The sequence below is a fragment of the Pseudanabaenaceae cyanobacterium SKYG29 genome, assembly GCA_025055675.1.
GTDB lineage: Bacteria > Cyanobacteriota > Cyanobacteriia > Pseudanabaenales > Pseudanabaenaceae > M5B4.
Window position 1 is genome coordinate 215,164 of the sequence record JANWWT010000003.1, and the last position, 16,745, is coordinate 231,908.

Below are 16,745 nucleotides of genomic sequence, written 5' to 3' on the forward strand. Positions count from 1 at the left end.
GCTAAAGGGGGGCTTTAGCCAGTTCTGGCAGCTCCAGCTCTTGGAGAAGTTTTAGCCAAGCTTTGCGTGCCTCTACATTTTGGGGATTTGCCACTACCTGGCTGGCAACAGTATCTACCTTGTCTAACCAGGGAGTAGTTTTCCCTTCAGTATCCCTACCAGTATGGCTCTCCAAAACCACCCAACTGTTTTGTTCACAGGGCACTTGGAAAGTCCATCGATAGGTTCTCCCTGTGTCCAAAGTCTTTCCTTGCACATTTGGCACAGCCACCCGCACTAAACCAGCTTTGCCTGTCAAGGAAATAGTAGTGCGATAGATGTCATTATCCTGGGTATCCTGTAGCACAAACTCCGCCGATCGAATTTGTGGCGGCAATTGGGGCAGATAAAACCAGAAACGAGGAGTAGGGCTACTGGTTAAAGCCCAAGCTTTGGCAGGGTCAGGCACCAAAGCAATAGGAGTAACTTGGGGTGAACAGCCACGACTGGCAGCGCCCTTACGTCTCCCCCCTGGGGCACTCCTACCCAAAACCATGCTCCAGACACTAGTCGGCTCGTTCTCCTGGGCAGGCAAAGGTAAGATCAGCCCGATCGTGGCAGCCATCATTGGTACAAACAACCAGAAATTTTTCATTACCAGACTCCAAACCGAACAGGGACAGCTCAAACTACCAAACTTTACAGTCGATTTCTATTATGAGCTATTTTGGTAGAGTAAGACAGGAGATGTGTCCCCCCTTGAGCTAAGATCATAGAAACAATTGTTGGTACAAAAGGTATCCACAGCCCCTTGGCAAATAGGAGAAAGTAGACAATAAATAATGCTAGGCAACCAGCAAGTGTAGTACCCAGGAAGATAACACGAGTACGAGATATGCGATAAATTATACAGCCGATCCCTGCCCCCACAAACATCCAAAGATAGTCTTGCCAAAATGGCAGAGGGCGAAGCAAAGTTCTCCCATCCAAAACAGCGCTGACAAGTTGACTAACCATTTGCCCTTGTATATACAATCCTGCCACTCTTCCTTTACTAATGGGAGTCTGCCAATAATCATCAGAACTGGTACTGGTGACACCAATCAGGATAATTTTACCTTTAATGCGTTCAGGCGGAATTTCCTCATTCAGAAAATCACGTAATGACAGAGAAGGAGCTAGATTTTGTACCGATCGGTTAGAACGATAGCCGAAACTCTGCACTGCATCAACAGCACGATAGTTGAGCAAAATTTGATGACCACGCATATCCACTCTTTGGTAGCCACCACTATGGGATTCTAAGGGGAATAATTTAACTCCACCAATTCGTATAAGTCCCCCTTCGACCGCTGGGCTAACCCCTTTACTGCGTAAGTAATGCAGAGCTACCTGTGTAGCAAAACCCAAACTAGCAACACATTTTCCCTCTAACTTTGGCGGGGTCATAAATACTAGTTGCCTGCGCACAATATCATTATCATCAGGGACATCACTGAAACCCACCTGCTCTTTCCTTAAACCCGTAGGAGGTGGTATTTCTGGTACATCAATTTCAGGATCAGCAACCTTACACACCCCGATTAAATTACTTTGGGATGCATAGAGATTGGTAATAGTCCCAGTATCAGGCTCGCCGTCTCGATAAATATCTAGCCCGATCGTTTGAGCTCCTAGGGCATTTAATTTCCTAATTGTCAATTCCAGAGCTGCATCTGCGATCGACCCCCTTCTCTGCCAACCTTTTTCATCTTGAAAACTAAGGTCTTTGTCATCTATGGTGATAAATACTAAGCGTTCATCGGGAAACTCACCTGGTCGTATCCGCAACAGTAAATCATAGGCAAATAGTTCTACCCCCTGCAGTAAACCTACATATCGTACTGCTAAAACTGCAAAAGTCGACAGAACAAGAGGGAGTAAAGATTTTATAGAGGTAAGAGGATGTGGCTTAGGCAGAGCTACGGTAGTTTTAGCAAAGGTTGGCGGCTGGTTATCCAAGGACTGTAGTGCTAACAGAGCTGTTTTGGCATCTTTATAGCGATCGGCAGCTTTATCAGCAATACACTTGAGTAGAAAACTAGCAAATCCCTCTGATATTGATAATCGTTGTGCCAAAGAAGCAGGTTCCAAATTATCACTGAGTATTGTCAATCCATTTAGACACTCTATAGCAACTATCCCTAGGGCGAAAATGTCACTAGCAAACACAGGATTATTGTAGTATTGCTCAACGGGCATATATTTGGGAGTACCAACACGGATAGACAAGTTCAAGTTAGTACCGACATTTTCCTTGACAACACCGAAGTCAATCAACACTATTTTTTGATCAGAGCTTCGCCTGATTAAATTTTGGGGCTTAACGTCTCTGTGAATGAAGTTGTTAGAGTGCACAAAGGATAAAACATTAAGTACATCCTCTACTAATTGTTTGACATAATCTTCAGAAAATTTAGTAGCCTGTGCTAGTTCCTGATCAAGGGTTATGCCTTCTATAAATTCCTGCACAATAAAATAATTGTCACCTTCCCAGAAACAACCATAGAAACTAGGGATTTGGGGATGACTACCCAATTTCTGCAAAACATTTGCCTCCTTGAGAAATCTTTCTACAAGAGCTTGTTTATCTTTTCCTTCCCTAAACAATAGCTGTTTTATGGCTACAAATCTACCATCACTTTGTACAGCTCTGTAGGTTTTGCCAAATCCCCCCTGCCCCAAAACCCCCAACACTTTGTATCCTCTACTCTCTAAAATTCCAATCGCAGGATCAACAGCCATCAGGAGAGTTTCTTCTTCATCACGATCGGGCAATGTGACATTGAGACTAAAGGGAGGTGGAGGAAAAATATGTTTCCAAAAGAGAAATTTACCAATCAATAAACTGTTTTGCCATATGATAGGTAACCAGCTAATATAGGGGAAGTGTACCTGCCAAGCTGTTAATTTCTCCCTCGCACGCCGAACTGATAAACATAATGAATTATGGTTGTAAAATTCTTCTAAAAAATGTCCCAAAAATTGGTGGTTGATATAGCCGGGTAGGGGATGGATCATTGCTACAATTTGCCCTAAGCCCAAGGTTGTCAGTTCCCTCGCTAACTCTACAGCATTATAGGAATTAATGATCGCTAACTTCAATCGCTGGTGAACTTGCTGCTTCAGCATGGACTTAAAATTTTTAATAGGTATGATTTCAGTCTGATTTAGTCTAAGATAGCCCTTGTCGATAGGGTGAAAGTTATAATCAGCAAAGTATATTGCTGCAAAATTTTGTGTATTAAGAACTTCGATTAGAGCCTTTGTTGTAGGCTCTTCTAGGTAGCATAGATTACTACCCATAAATTTCTCTAACACTTGTCGGTCAGCACTGCCGCCAGTATGACCATTATGTCCTATAATGACTAAAAGTCTGCCTGTATTATCATCGGTTGACACAGATAAGCTAGGGCTATGGTAACCCAGGGAAAAGGTAGCATGGGAGTAGTTGTCAAAAAATTCCCAGAGATGAAGGGGTAAGGTTTGTATTTGTTGATCCTCGGTTGTTAGAGTGAAAATTATTTCATCTTGATCGTGAAAATAACTTAATAGATAGTCATTTATTTCCTGGAAATAATCTGCTTGTAACCACCTATTTATTCCCTGCTTTAACTCTACAGATATTGTATCTAACTCTCGTATGGAAGTGTCCAAATTTCCCCCATTGTTAATAGTTATCTCATCTTGACACCTAATTTTCAACAAGCTGTGACTAACATAGCTATGCAGAATTTGCCAGCGCTTGTGAGTTGCACATATCTCTGCAGGAGAAGGGAGTTTACCAGTTACCACTCCCTGGCGCTGTAAGACACTATTTTTAATTTCTCCTACTTCGCAGCGCACTGCATAGCCATCTAGCACCTGCCCTGTGAGTTCTAGGTTGATATATTTGACCACAGCTGTATACCTAATTAGGCTTATTCCCTTTCCATTCTATAAGTCTGTTTTCTCTTTGGGCAATTAATTTCCCAGGCTGTTGTTATTCGGTGATACTACTACTGCCCCTTACAGCCAATTGCCAATTAAAATGTAGGGTGCCCAAAAATAGGGACGGTTCTCCACTTGTAATGCTGCTAGTTGTGCTTTGCGTAATGCTAATGCCTTGGTTACCCCAGGTTTACTTAATTCTGTGTAAAATCGCTCCATAAAAAACGCGGTAAAGACATCATCCACGGGCCACAAGGTAGCCAAGGTACTTCTCGCTCCTGCTCTGATCGCTACCCCTGCTAACCCTAATGCTGCTCGATTGTCTCCAGCAGCTGTTTCACAAGCACTCAGAACTAATAATTCTATGGGCTTGCCACGCTCTGTTGCCCGTAAAATTTGATCAAATTCCTTGACATTGAGGAGCTGATCCCACAACAATACAAAAGTCTCCTCAGCAATAGAACTAAATTTGCCGTGGGTAGCAATGTGAACGATCGAGACATCTTTTGTTGCCAACCTCTCTTGCAAATTAAAACTGGTGAAGTTAGGGTTAAGTAGTTTATCTTTTGTTTTTACTTTCCCTTGCACTGACACTAATTCTGACTCTACTTGCGGCAATGCCACAAAACTCCTACCTTGTACTGCGCGCTCTTGACTAATTCCTGCTACTAGTGCTGCGATCTCTACCTTAGCTAAGGGCTGGGGATCAACTAATTGTAAGCTAGGAGCAACAGCAACAGGATATTTCTGAATTAGATATGCCTTGCCATCATAGAGGGCTGCCATCGGTACATTGCGTAAGATGCCATCTAAAACAAAGACTAGATTTATTGGCTCATTTTGTTGAGCTTGGATCGCTGCTAATCTGTCTTGTACAGGACGAATTAACCAGCTATAAACTGTCTGGGATAGCTGACGTACTTGCGCCGATCGAGTCCGATCGGGTAGATAGGTTTGTAGTGCCTTCAGAGTTGATTCTACGCTAGTCTTTTCTACAGGAATTGCATAGTGCAACAGATTCTGATCCCCTGGGAGTTTAACAATCACATCTAGGCGACGGTAACCAATCACAGGGTAAAATACAGCAGCACGGGGGTCGATCGCATCAATTACCTTGGGTTTGACATTAATGCAAGCTTCGCGGAAAAAGTCATCCAGTTCTGCTAGCTGTAACGCCTCAATTACATTTCTTGCCTGCTGCAAATTTGACTGGCTAGGATTCCTGTCTGCCAACAGTAAATCTACGTATTCTCGATAGATTGGTTCAATACTGTCACGAAAGGTAAACTGAATTTCTGGATTGATTGCCACTAGGTCACGCCGCAGGGGTTGTAGAGTTTGAAAGGCGGCAGCATAAAAACTTAAACTGTCTGCTGTTCTTTGCTGGGCACGGCTGATTCTCCCTAACTGCCACTGCCAAAGATAAGTTATGTCAGATGCTCCTGCCGTTGCCGCTAAAGCTAGAGCCTGGAGAGTAAGAGTTTCTGCCTGTTGCAACTTACCTTGCTGGTGATACACTCCTGCTAGATAGCCCACTGCATAGGACTCTGCTCTCTTGTTCTCCAAGGTCTGCGCCTCTGCTATGGCGGTCTGCAACAAGTCTATGATTTTCATCCAGGGTATCTCTTTTTCTGAAGAAAAGTTAGGGCGACAGGACTGCATAATCGGCGATGCCTGTAACTTGGCTAATTCTGATAGGGCTGGATGGGATTGACATAACAGATGCTGAGCTAGCTCAAGGCGTGTGAAAACAGTGAGTTGACTAGGAGATGAGGTTTGTAGGTCTGCCTCGATCGATGGAACAAGAGAATCTATTGCTTCACTTCTATCGATTGCTAGCCGCAATAGCCCTAACTTGCTTGCCAAGGTATTCCCACTCAGCAAATAATGCTTGTGTGCTAGTTCGCGGTAATGTCTCTGTAAATCTGTATTGGCAGTGTTCGTTTGACGTATCGCTAGGGTACGATATGTATCTCCTAGGCTGAGATAAACCCTTTGTTTCTCTTGAGTTGTTGTTACGTAGTTCAAACTTAACTGCAGCAATTGTTCTGCTTGGGTAAGTTTCCCGACAACCCGTAATGTGTCAGCTAATTGCCGCAATGCTGTACTAAGTTGCTGGGGATTGATTTGATTATTTTTGTTTAGATTGTCTATGTCCTGCTGCGTAATTTGGCATTCTTGCCCTCTCCATCCTAATGTCTGCAAAATAATACTACAAGACCTGCTATATAACCCTAACGATCGTAGAGCGATCGCTTGATTTAGTTGATTTTGGATCAGTCTTTCTGTTTGCCCCAGGTCTGCGTAGAGTTTGGCTGCCTTCTGCCAGGAGGCAATCGCCTGTGCTGGTTTGCCCCTCTCTTGCCATAGTTGTCCATGAATATCCAGTGCCTGGGCTAGTAGTAATTTATTCTCTATAACACCAGATGATAACAGGGAGAGACTCCGATCGATAGTTGTAGTAGCTTTCTCCCATTCCCCCAGTTTTTGCCAGGCAAGGGAGATATTACTTAGAGCCATAGCTTGATTGGCTATATCCCCCTGTCGTTCAAATTTTCGCAATGAATCTTGCCACAGAGCTACTGCTAATTTGTAGTTACCCTCCTCGTAAGCTTTTCTTGCCAGTTCTGAAGCAGAGAGGGACAGAGACACAACGCACAAGCAAAAGACAACCGTGCCAACCCATTGCTGTAACATACTTCGACAAAGCTACATATACATGGATAATATACCCCGTACTGTGCTAGTCATAATTACTCGCTACAACTGCCTTGCAATTGGTTCTCACCTCATGGAGGACATACTGACTATTTTCGCTGTGTTACTCTCAACTAGCTACTGCCCATCTGCTTTGCCAAACAATTTTAGGTAACTACCAAGACAGAGACAATAAGTAACTCCTAGGTAAAAGAGGATTTGCCTAGCCCACCGAATCATCTTCCCTACGAGCATGGTAGGATTCGAACCTACGACCCTCAGAACCGGAATCTGATGCTCTGATCCACTGAGCTACATGCCCAACAAGCCAGATTATAGCACAGAATAGTTAGTCCCTATCAAGGTAATTCTTTCTCCTTACAGGGATCGGGCTTATAAAGACCAGCTTGGCTGCGATCAACTGCTGTTTTAACAACGATGTACAGTACGGGGGTGATAAACAGACTCAAGAAAGTAGCTACAGCCATACCGCCAAATACCGCTGTACCAAGGGACTGCCGCGCTGCTGCCCCTGCCCCACTGGCAATCACTAGGGGAAAAATGCCAATCATGGTGGAAAGAGCCGTCATTAAGATTGGTCTTAACCGCAACTGGGCTGCCTCGATCGCTGCTTTCACAATTGGGAGATTCAATTCTTGGCGCAGTTGGTTAGCAAATTCCACAATCAGAATAGAATTTTTACTAGCTAAACCGATCAGCATGACGAACCCAATTTGGGTGTAAACATCGCTTGCCATTTGAAATGGTGGACCAACAATTAGAGTTAGCCAAGGTTGCCCAATAATAAAGGGTAAAATAGACAGGAATCCCCTACCAATCACTGCCACTAGAGCACCTAAAATTGCCAGAGGTACAGCCAGCATGATGATAAAGGGGTCTACGTAATTTTCATACTGGGCAGCTAACACAAGAAAGACAAGAATTAGACCAAAGCCAAAAATTAAAACACCCTGACCACCGGAGGTAATTTCTTCTAGGGCTAATCCCGTCCACTCATAGTTGTAACCCCGCGGTAAAACTTGGGTAGCAATTGTTTCCATTGCTTTAATTGCCTGACCAGAGCTAATGCCAGGGGCAGCACTGCCGCTAATCGGAATCGACCGGAATAAGTTGTAGTGATTGATAATAGCAGGGGCAGAAACCTGAGAAACCCGTACTAAACTGCTCAAAGGAATCATTACCCCTAACCTAGAACGGACGTAGAGTTTGAGAATGTCATCCACACTCGATCGGAAAGGGGCATCTGCCTGCACATACACGCGATAACCGCGCCCAAATCTGTCAATATCGTTGACGTAGCTAGAACCTAAAAATGTCTGCAAAGTAGTGTAAATATCCTGGGGAGAAACCTGGAGAGTTATGGCTTTATCCCGATCGACTTCCACAAACAATTTAGGTGTATTGGCACTGAAATCCACCCTTAAGCCGGGGGGCGCAAAAGCAGGTCTGCCGTCAATTGTAAATTCTTTAGCCTTAGCTACAATCTGTTGGGCATAGCTCTCTAATTCAGTAAAACTTTGCCCCTCTAAAGCCTGTAACTGGAACTCAAATCCACCCACATTACCTAAACCCAAAATAGCTGGTGGGGGAAAAGCAAATACTCTAGCTTCCTTGATTTGGGCTAGTTGGGGGGCAATTCTGCCAAAAATAATAGCATTTTGCGCCTGGTCAGGGCGCTTCCTTTCTTCCCAGCGTTTGAGAGTAGTAAAAACAATCCCTTGATTGGGAGCAGTACCAGCAAAACTAAAACCACCAACCGCAAATACTCCCTCTACCTCTGGTTGCGCTAGCATTATTTGTTCTACCTGTTTGAGGATGTTTTCCGTGTAACTGAGGGATACACCCTCCGGTGCCCTCACGATCGTGATAAAGTAGGATTGGTCTTCCCCTGGTAAAAAGCTAGTCGGTACTCTGGTAAAGACAAAATACGTTAGACCCAGGGAGGCGATAAACAATATGACAACTAGCCCCTTGTAGTGAGACAGAGCAAATAAAGCCGATCGGTATTTGATTCTTAGGTTATCTACTCCATTATTAAACCAGCGAAAGAAGCCATTGGTATGAACCTGACCCCGGCGAAATAATTGCGCTGACAAAGTGGGAGTAAAAGTGATAGCATTAAAAGTAGAAATAGTGATCGAAAAAGCGATCGTGAGAGCAAATTGACGATACAACTGTCCCGTGGTACCAGGGAAGAAAGCAACAGGAATAAACACTGACATCAAAACCAGAGAAGTAGCAATTACCGCACTAACTAAGTCATTCATAGAAGCAATTGCTGCCTCGATCGGGTTCATATTTTCCTCATTGATGCGGCGACTGATGTCTTCTACAATAACGATGGCATCATCTACCACTAAACCAGAAGCAAGGGTGAGACCAAATAAAGTGAGAGTGTTGATATTAAAACCTAGCAGTTTGGCAAAAATGAATGTCCCCACCAAAGCTACAGGAATAACCAGAGAAGGCACCAGAGTAGCCCGCCAATCTTGTAAAAACAAGAAGAGAATAATGACCACTAAAACAATAGCTAGGAACAAAGAAACAATTACTTCCCGCGCCCCTGCTCTAATAAACCGAGTGGTATCGTAGGCGAATTTGTACTTGATACCAGGGGGAAACTGCTTAGACAGTCTTGCCATCAAACTCTGCACCTGGTCAGCTATTTCTAAAGCATTAGCATTAGCTAATTGGGATACCCCCAAACCAACAGCCCGTACACCATTAAAACGCAATACAGTGGCATAGTTTTCCGCCCCCAACTCCACCCTACCAATATCTTTGATGCGGGTTAGTTCCCCTGTAGGGGTAGAGCGGACAATAATTTCTTGGAATTGTTCTGGCTCAACTAAGCGCCCTTTAGCCGTTACTGTCAGTTGGTATTCTAAATCAGGTGGAGCTGGTTGTTGCCCAATTTGTCCTACACCAATCTGTAAATTTTGTTCTTGAATCGCACGAATGACATCCTGGGTAGTAATTCCCCGCGCTGCCATTTTGTTGGGGTCTAACCAAGTCCGAATAGCGAACCGTCTTTCCCCAAAGATCTGTACATTGCTGACACCATTTACACGGCGAATCGGGTCAACTAGGTATAAGTCAGCGTAGTTACTGAGAAAGACATCATCATAAAGCGGTTTGCCCTGTTCATCCTTGTCGGCATAAAGACCGATAGCAAACAAAAAGCCTGATGTCTGTTTTCTAACTCTTACCCCTGCCTGTTGTACAGGTGCTGGCAAGCGAGAAGTGACAGTTGCTACCCGATTCTGTACATCCACCGCGGCTAAATCCTGGTCTCGATCGGGTTGGAAGGTGAGAGTGATAGTACTGACTCCATCGTCGGTACTGGTAGAGGTGATGTAACGCAATCCTTGGATACCATTAAGCTCCTGCTCCAGGACATTTGTGACCGTTGCCTCTACCACTTCTGCACTTGCCCCAATGTAAACGGAACTGACTACAACTTGGGGGGGAGTGATATTGGGATATTGTCCGATCGGTAGGGTGAAAGCTGCCCCCAGCCCCAATAGGAAGATGATCAAAGAACAGACAGTAGCAAGAATGGGACGGCGAATGAACAGGTCAGAAATAGAGAAAATCATGATTGATCCTTTCCTACAATGACTTCGGCACCGTCAGTCAAAAATTGAATTCCCTTAGTGATGACAGTATCTTGGGGTTGTAATCCGTTCAAAACTTCTTGGTTATTTTGCACAATTTTGCCCAGCTCTACCATCCTTTGGCGAGCGATCGTTTTCGTTTTACCATCTGCCACTTTTGTTTCCAACACATAGACAAAGTTCTTGCCGGCTTGTCTAGAGATAGCAGTTACAGGTACTTTTACCCCTGGGCGACTGCTCCACACTATCCGCACCCGCACAAACTGGTTCTGTCTGAGCAAGCCCTGTTGGTTGTCAATCACTGCCTTCACCAGTACGGACTGACTTTGGGGAGTGACAGTGGGAGAAATAAAAAATATATTACCTTCACCGATCGGTTGGTTTTGCTCACCTAGGATTTTGACTGGCAATCCCTCCTTCAATTGGGAAGCCCGATCGACTGGTACAGCAATTTCCACCTCCAGCTGGTCACCCTGGGTGATAGTCAATAGTTCTGTTGCAGTATTAACAAAATCTCCCACCTTGACGGGAATGTTTCCCACTTGTCCTGGGAAAGGAGCACTGACCTGGTGAAACTCTAACTGTACCTCTTCGCGACGCTTGTTAGATTGAAACTGTTGTAGACGCTGCTTAGCCGCATTGAGGTCTGCTGTTGCCTGGAGAACCCGCGCTTCCGCCTGCTTAACGTTAGCCTGCTGCGCTTCGATTTCCCGATCGAGGGACTGGAGAGCAGCCTCTGCTGCTTGAAGATTAGTTAGTCTCACCTCTAGTAAACGCTGGGAAATCACTCCTTCCTTGAATAGCTCTCTGTCCCTTTGAACATCCCGCTGTTGCAGATTAAGGGCTGCCACCCGCTCACTGCGGAGAGCTTGCCTAGAACTGAGGAGAGCTTTAGCGCTTTCGTAAGCGGCTTCGGCTGAAGCCAGGGCAGCAACTTTGGCATCCACTTCCGCTTGGGCAGCTTGAACTTGGGCAGCATTACTCTCTACCGTTGCCAGTTGTTGGGAGGGATCAATTACTAGTAGCGTTGTCCCTTCTTTGACCGTGTCCCCTTGCCTGACTAAAATTTGTGTCACCTGCCCCGCTACCCTAGGCTTGAGAGCTACCGATTGCCGGGAATTGAGAGCAGCAATGAAATCAGAGGTATCCTCGATCGTGCCTAGGACTAAGCCGCTTGTCTCAACTGCTACAGGACCGCTGGGGAAACGATTGGCGGAACTAGCACAGGCAGTCAGGAACACAGCCGCCAGAATTGCCCACTTTTTCATGCACTTAACCGACAAGGCACGTCCAGTATAGCACATACCCCAAAACAACGAGAGTCCAGTAGACGGCTACCGGACTCCAATCGTCAGAGGTTGATTCAATTTGCGATTCACTTTACTAAACGACAGGACACCAGTTCTCGCACGATCGCTACCTACAGCTCCCACTAACCTGGGCAGTTTGTCTTTCCTATTCCTTACTCACTTCCTCTCTTCTGCTCGTCTAGAAGGTGGCAACATTTGTTAATAACCTAACCCTAAACTTACTTCTTTGTCGCGATCTAGAGGCTTCCGAAATTTAGTAAATAAGGCAGGAATCAAGACCTTAATCTTAGTTTGTAGTCGAAGGGGAGAACTTCAAGGTTTAGCTTCGGGAGGAGGCACAGCCCGATGGAGCTAAGGTTGTTTTGGTTCATCTGTTGCTTTCCTTGTGCCTTGCATACATAATATAAAACCCTTGCCATAAAAGCCAATAGTTTTTACATAAATTTACAGTTTTCCCTATGGGTATTTATCCGTTTACGCAACCCTTAGACAAATTGGTAGTTGCACCGTTGCAGGTGGTATTAGTCTATCCCCAAATTCCCCCCAACACTGGCAATATCGCCCGCACCTGTGCCGGCACAAAAACACCTTTACATCTGGTAGAACCCCTGGGCTTTGAAATTAGCGACCGCTGGCTAAAGCGAGCAGGGCTGGACTACTGGCAGTATGTGCAACTCTATGTGCATCCCGACTGGCAGAGTTGTCGGGCATTAGCGCAGCGCTGGGTCTGTTTTTCCGCTCGCGGGGAAACCCATTTCCAAAAGTTCTCCTATCAACCAGGAGATTGGCTGGTGTTTGGTAGTGAAACCAATGGCTTGCCCCAGGAAATTCTCGCTACTAATCCTACGGTCTATATACCCTTTGCCGAACCCAAAGTCAGGAGCTATAACCTGTCAGTGAGTGTGGCAGTGGGGTTGTTTGAGGCGCGGCGGCAGTTGGGGCTATAGAATGAACTTAAATCTGCCCTTTTCCCCGCTACTGTCCATCTCGATTTGGGCAACGTAGAACTGATTCTGGAGGATTTCCCCTTCGGCGGTAAAGCTGATCTTACCCAGGGGTGTGTCGTAACTGTGGGACAGAATTGTGTCGTTGAGTTTTTGCCGCAGCGTGTCCAGGGGTAGACCAGTGGGGTTGTCGACTCGGCGCAGTGCTTCCACAATCACTTGCACGGCGGTAAAGGCTTGGGCGGTAAATTGGGGTGGAATTTGCTGCTTTTGTTGTTCATATAATAACCGAAAGGTTTTGTTAATGGGAGTGTCCAGTTCGGGGCTGTAGGCTTGAGCAATGAAAATGCCGTCGCAGAATTGTTTACACACAGAAAAGATGTTGGCAGTATTCAAGCCATTGCCACCAATGATAGGATTTTTGTAGTCCAGTTCTCGCAGTTGCTTGACTAAATTCCCTCCATCCGCTGCTAAACCGGAGATGATCACCAGATCAGGTTGGAATTTGAGGGCATTGGTGATTTGGGTTTGAAAGTCTGTATCCTTGGTTTGAAAGGTCTGTACTGTCACTAGTGTTAAGTTTTTAGACTGCACCGTCTGCTGAAAAACCTCTGTTTCCGACTTGCTAAAGGCATCATCCTGGGCATAGAAAACTGCCACCCGCTTGATATTGGGATACTTTTGCAAAACAGCCTCGATCGCTTTAGGCGCAACTGCTGTCACAGGGGCAGAGACACGGCTGACAAACTTGCCGATTTGGGGAATGCCCTTGGCTGTGTTGGAAGGAGCAATTACAGGTACACCTGCTCGGTCAGCAATGGGGCTAGCACTAAAGGCTTGCTGGGAAAGAGTGGGACCCACGATCGCTACGACCTTGTCCTGGTTGATTAGAGTAGTAAAGGCATTGCTCGCCCCCTGTTCATCTCCTCCCGTGTCCTGAAATATTAATTTAATAGGGGTACCGTTGACCCCCCCTTGTTCGTTAAAGTAACTTTCGGCCAGCTTAGCACCAATCACCTGCTCCTGCCCCAAAAGAGCTACATTGCTAGTTTGGGCGACAGCAATACCAATGGGGATAGCTTTCCCCTCCGGGCTGGGAGACTGGCAGGCAATGATTGCCAAGCAAATTGTCAGACAGAGAGCTAGAAAATGGAAAACTTGGCGCATCAATATTGTTCGGGTGGACTAGAAATGTGCTTTATCTTACAATAACTGCCCTAAACTCGGGCAAAATGAGAGAAAAATTGTTAAAAATTATGCAAGCAAGACTGCCAAACACAAGTTGCTTGCTGGCAGGGAGCGCCTAAAATTCGGGTACAATGTAGCAAAGCGTTACCGAGCTGACTGGTTATGGTTAACCTACCGCATGCCGAGGGGTTTGAAGAGGAAGGCGACTTAGAGCTGCCTATAATTGAGGACTTGCCTTTTGCAACGGAGGTAGATATTGCCAAGGCAGAGCAAGAATTTGTAGAGCAATACGGCGAGCTCCTAGAGTCAATAGATGTGGTAGACATGGGTCTGATTACTCTTATCCAGGGGGATAACCCTCCAGAACCAGCCAGCTCTCCCATTCCTGCCACTGCTGCGCCAGGAAATACTCCTGATGAACAAACCATCGCTTATCCGCCTGAATTCTCGCCTGCTGTTCTAACGGCTATCTCAGCCCCAGAGGACTTCGAAGAACAATTTCCCCCAGAGAATTCCGATGTCAACTTGGAAATAGCAAATCTCCCAACGGCAGCAGAAGGGCAGGAAGTAGAGACTTTATTACAAGTAGCCGAAGATGTAGCAACACCCGCCCCGATCGAGGAATTAGAAACACTGTTGCAGTTGGACGAAGAGGAAGCCCCAGCTCCCTTACAAGCAGATGTAGCAACACCCGCCACGATCGAGGAATTAGAAACACTGCTGCAGTTGGACGAAGAGGAAACCCCAATTCTCCTGCAAGGGGAAGAGGCAAATCCGTTGGCACTCTCAATAGCGGAGGTGGAAACCCGCATACAATTGGATGAAGAGCTATTAACTTACCCCCAGGGTGCAGAAGTGATTGATGCACCAGAAACCCTGTTACCAGGTGGCGACACAGGGGAGCCTGGAACATCCCAGCTAGAGGAAGAACTTTCCCTAGGCCACCAAGCTGTAGTTCATGAACTGGCAACAGAAACGATCGAAGAGCTAGAAACCCTCCTACAGACCGAAGAAGAGGAAATGCCCTCTGTCCAGTCTATAGAAGCACAACTAAGTAGCGAAGCACCCAGGGGAGAACCTGTGCAGGTAGCAGCAGAGATGATTGATGAACTAGACAACCCCCTCCAAGAGGAAGAACCTGAACCTCATCTTGTTACCACAACGACACAGGTGGAAGAGGAGCAGGGCTTTCTGCCCCCAGAGATAGTGCAATTTTTAGATGACACAGAAGCAGGTTTGCACGCGCTAGAGACAAACACGATCGATGAGTTGGAGACGTTGCTCCAAGAGGAAGATACGCCCGCCCAGGCACAAGAAGAGTTAGAAACTTGGTTACAGGAAGAGCAGGAGGATCAGATGATCAACTATGAAGAGGATGAAGAATCGGCAATCAGTGAAATTCTCACCGCTTTTCAGACAGAGGATAAGTCCTATCCAGGAGCGGCAGAAAGAGAATACGATGATACTGATCAGGAAGAAGAACAGGAGGAATATGAGCCAGCAGAGTATGACTACAGTGACTACGAGGTAGAGGAAGTGGAGTGGGAAGCAACTAATGAAGATAGCAATTATAACAATTCATACGAAGGCTATCAGACAACAGAGGATGATGATTATGCAGAATGGCAGTCAGGACTGAGTAATAATCAATTTCCTGAGGAGGAAGACGAAGATTCCATTATTGAAGAGATTATCACTACTTTTCAACTGGGCAATGACAAGACCTCTACAAGGTTTGTGGAGGATGAAGAGGCTGATGCAATGGTGACCAGATGGCAGGATGATCAAGAAGACTACGATATGCCAGCAGGAGAGTTGATTGACTGGGAAAAAGCTGCCGCAGGTAAGATGTCAGCCCTAGATATACCAATGCCCGATTTTGAGAGTTTCAGTGTTAGCAATGACCCAATGGAAACTGCCATTAGGGCAAAGCAAGTGCTGGAACAGAGTAAGAGCAGCCTCAGGGAAACATTGGATTTTCACAAGGAAGAACAAGATACTTCCTTACCGCCTTTGCCCCCTGTTAGACAATCCCGCACGGAGGTAAAGCCCCCGCCCAGCATTAGCATGCCTTCCTTTGCCGATGAATTCTACGAAGAACAATACCAGCCTCGTTCACAGCCAACGAAACCTGCTCACAAAAGAAAAGACGGTATCGTACTAGACGATGACTCCGATATTCCCTACCGTGCTCAAATCAAGGGGCGGGGGCAGGACCCCTTTGCCAATGAGGATGACTGGCAGGAACTGCTAGATGATGTCCCCCCTGTGTCAGACGAAATTTTTGGGGTATCGGAACAGACAGGTGCTCGCTATCAGGATACTAGCTTGCCACCCCAGTTTGATACCCGTAGTTTTGCCGCGGGAGATACCCAGCCTGCTAACTTACCAGTAAATAACCCCCATCCACCCGTGTCCCATACAGCTCCCACTTTTCCAGAAAAACCCTCCCCCACAGTACGGATACAGCAGTTCTGGGAAAACAATAGTGCTACGATTCTAGAAATTTGTAAACGCGTCGGTATTGTACTTGTGCCTCTGGGTGTGCTATGGATGGTGTTTTCCCATCCCAGAGTGAACAAAACGATCACAGTGACCACTCTCCGAGTGGGCATTTGGCGGAATGCACAGGGAAAAAATCTGCGATCGGTGGTTTTGAAGAAAGCTAATCTGGAAAATGCCAATTTAGCAAGAGCCGACCTGTCGGGTTCTGACCTAGGAGAAGTTAACCTTAGGAAGGCTAACCTACAGGGAGCGAAGTTAGAGAGAACTAACCTCAAGGCCGCACGGCTCAATCTGGCTAATTTCAATGGTGCTAGCCTCACCGCTGCCAACCTGGAGAATGCTGAACTGAGTAAGACAGACTTTAGAGGAGCAAACCTTGCCAAAGCCAAGCTAGGGGGACGCAGATGGGCAGAGGGCAATCCGCCTCTGAGTGATAGTACTACTACTTGTCCCAATGGTAGACCTGGTCCTTGTCGTTTTTGATGCAAGAGATTTAATCCCAGTCTGGGGCGGGG

The 16,745-nt window shown here is 46.0% G+C and carries 8 protein-coding genes and 1 tRNA gene; 2 read left to right on the forward strand and 7 right to left on the reverse strand.

The window, feature by feature from the left end; all coding sequences use genetic code 11:
* Window position 1 precedes the first annotated feature (1 nt).
* From NZM01_07290 to NZM01_07315, 6 genes are all read right to left on the reverse strand, one after another.
* Window positions 2-634 (reverse strand): DUF928 domain-containing protein, encoded by a 633-nt coding sequence (locus NZM01_07290; GenBank protein MCS6959837.1) that lies wholly within the window; start codon window positions 632-634, stop codon window positions 2-4.
* A 44-nt stretch (window positions 635-678) separates the two neighbouring features.
* Window positions 679-3,918: a CHASE2 domain-containing protein gene (locus NZM01_07295; GenBank protein ID MCS6959838.1), complete on the reverse strand. Its 3,240-nt coding sequence runs from the start codon at window positions 3,916-3,918 to the stop codon at window positions 679-681.
* A 108-nt stretch (window positions 3,919-4,026) separates the two neighbouring features.
* Window positions 4,027-6,645, reverse strand: coding sequence for a CHAT domain-containing protein (locus NZM01_07300; protein MCS6959839.1), 2,619 nt, complete (start codon window positions 6,643-6,645; stop codon window positions 4,027-4,029).
* A 248-nt stretch (window positions 6,646-6,893) separates the two neighbouring features.
* Window positions 6,894-6,967, reverse strand: a tRNA-Arg gene (locus tag NZM01_07305).
* A gap of 37 nt (window positions 6,968-7,004) precedes the next feature.
* Window positions 7,005-10,265: an efflux RND transporter permease subunit gene (locus tag NZM01_07310; GenBank protein ID MCS6959840.1), complete on the reverse strand. Its 3,261-nt coding sequence runs from the start codon at window positions 10,263-10,265 to the stop codon at window positions 7,005-7,007.
* Window positions 10,262-11,551 carry an efflux RND transporter periplasmic adaptor subunit gene (locus NZM01_07315; protein ID MCS6959841.1) on the reverse strand — a complete coding sequence of 430 codons (1,290 nt, stop codon included), beginning with the start codon at window positions 11,549-11,551 and terminating at the stop codon, window positions 10,262-10,264. Before NZM01_07315 ends, NZM01_07310 begins: the two co-directional genes overlap by 4 nt.
* 500 nt (window positions 11,552-12,051) lie before the next feature.
* On the opposite strand from NZM01_07315, the gene NZM01_07320 reads away from it, so the two are divergent.
* Window positions 12,052-12,540 carry a tRNA (cytidine(34)-2'-O)-methyltransferase gene (locus NZM01_07320; protein ID MCS6959842.1) on the forward strand — a complete coding sequence of 163 codons (489 nt, stop codon included), beginning with the start codon at window positions 12,052-12,054 and terminating at the stop codon, window positions 12,538-12,540.
* Here NZM01_07320 and NZM01_07325 read toward each other — a convergent pair.
* The gene (locus NZM01_07325; protein ID MCS6959843.1) at window positions 12,535-13,704 is read right to left on the reverse strand and encodes an ABC transporter substrate-binding protein; all 1,170 of its coding nucleotides are present in this window, start codon (window positions 13,702-13,704) and stop codon (window positions 12,535-12,537) included. The genes NZM01_07320 and NZM01_07325 overlap by 6 nt on opposite strands.
* Before the next feature lie 183 nt (window positions 13,705-13,887).
* On the opposite strand from NZM01_07325, the gene NZM01_07330 reads away from it, so the two are divergent.
* The gene (locus NZM01_07330; GenBank protein MCS6959844.1) at window positions 13,888-16,713 is read left to right on the forward strand and encodes a pentapeptide repeat-containing protein; all 2,826 of its coding nucleotides are present in this window, start codon (window positions 13,888-13,890) and stop codon (window positions 16,711-16,713) included.
* The last annotated feature ends 32 nt before the right edge of the window (window positions 16,714-16,745 follow it).

Coding starts and splice junctions, on each gene's coding strand:
- NZM01_07300 (MCS6959839.1), bottom strand. CDS start 6,645: ATGTTACAGCAATGGGTTGGCACGGTTGTCTTTTGCTTGTGCGTTGTG.
- NZM01_07325 (MCS6959843.1), bottom strand. CDS start 13,704: ATGCGCCAAGTTTTCCATTTTCTAGCTCTCTGTCTGACAATTTGCTTG.
- NZM01_07320 (MCS6959842.1), top strand. CDS start 12,052: ATGGGTATTTATCCGTTTACGCAACCCTTAGACAAATTGGTAGTTGCA.
- NZM01_07310 (MCS6959840.1), bottom strand. CDS start 10,265: ATGATTTTCTCTATTTCTGACCTGTTCATTCGCCGTCCCATTCTTGCT.
- NZM01_07290 (MCS6959837.1), bottom strand. CDS start 634: ATGAAAAATTTCTGGTTGTTTGTACCAATGATGGCTGCCACGATCGGG.
- NZM01_07330 (MCS6959844.1), top strand. CDS start 13,888: ATGGTTAACCTACCGCATGCCGAGGGGTTTGAAGAGGAAGGCGACTTA.
- NZM01_07315 (MCS6959841.1), bottom strand. CDS start 11,551: ATGAAAAAGTGGGCAATTCTGGCGGCTGTGTTCCTGACTGCCTGTGCT.